The 1,331-nt window shown below is 26.6% G+C and carries 1 protein-coding gene; it reads left to right on the top strand.

Annotated elements, in window-relative coordinates; translation table 11 throughout:
- Window positions 1-37: 37 nt before the first annotated feature.
- On the top strand, window positions 38-1,331 hold a 1,294-nt coding region (locus tag A9G30_RS03890; protein WP_141671979.1), incomplete at its 3' end, for a tetratricopeptide repeat protein.

Below are 1,331 nucleotides of genomic sequence, written 5' to 3'. Positions count from 1 at the left end.
TAATACCAAGAATTAAAATAGAAATATAAGGTTAATCATGAAAAAAATAGGGTTATTTGTTCTATTATTTATGTTTTCACCTGCTGTATTTTCAGCTAATGATTTTAGTCTCGTGATAAAAAGTTTTGAAGATAATCACCAAAAACAAAACCAAAAAAAATCAAATCAAGATACGAATGATTTAGGTAATATGAGAAAATTAGCAGCAGCTTATATTAATTTAGCTAATAATCTGACACCTAACGACTGCAATAAGTTGAAAACACTTTCCGATCTGTTCAATGCAAAAAAAGAAAAAGTTAACTTAGATTATGAAGAAGATTATTATGAAAACGAAGATTTAGATGACAATTATAAAAAATTTGGTTGTAAATTAACTGGATTAACCGATAATGAAATAAATTATATTTTACTACCTAAGCTATTTGATGAGGGTGTTTCGTTATATAAAACAGCAATATTAAATGGTGATATTGAATCAATACCAATATTGTTAACTGATTTTGCAACTTATAAAATTCCAAGGCATTATCTCTATGACTTTTCAGAAGATAATAGTTTCAGTAATAATCCATATGGTAGTTTCTTAGTTGGTCAATTATATATTGATGAACGCTTTTTCAGTAGAGATCTCCATAAGGCAATAGAATTATTTGAAAAGGCAAAAGATATTCAAGGTGATGATTTATGGTATTTTCTTGTATTTGCAAAAATGGAAGAAATGATTGAATCGCCATCCAGTGATGTTTATAATATCTCTATTTTACAAAATAGTAATAATCACCACACAAAACATGCTGAAATTATAAAGCAACTTGAAAAAACATTAACTCCTAATGATGTTTTACATACATTGCATCTTAGTCTTTATTATGCTGACGATGAAAAATTAAATAAAGCAATTGAGTATTTTGAACGAGCTTGTAATATAAAATCATCTAGTGCATGTAATTTATATCAAAAACAGCTAAAACAGCCCGAAAAAAACAAGATATATTCATTATTTCGTCAATTTGACAAAACTAACCCTGATATTAAAATCACTACAGATATTGCGAAATGGTATGAAGATTCAAAGAAGCTATATAAAGCAATTAATTACTATTCATATATTATTAATAAAGATCCCGAGTTATTACTTAAAATAGCAGCATTATTTAAGAAGTCAGATCTAAATTACGACTTAAAAACAGATATGCTTGTTAAAATCTATACTAAGTATGATAGTTTTGTTGATCGTAGTGATATCAAATATGAAATTTACTTACTTTACTATCCTTCAATGGATTATGATGATCCTGCTTCTGAAACAAATAAAATAGGTTTAGCAA

The sequence above is a fragment of the Gilliamella sp. Fer4-1 genome (assembly GCF_001690515.1).
Taxonomy (GTDB): Bacteria; Pseudomonadota; Gammaproteobacteria; order Enterobacterales; family Orbaceae; genus Gilliamella; species Gilliamella apicola_C.
The sequence above is the reverse complement of the archived record's forward strand: the minus strand, read 5'-3'. Positions and strand labels throughout refer to the sequence as shown.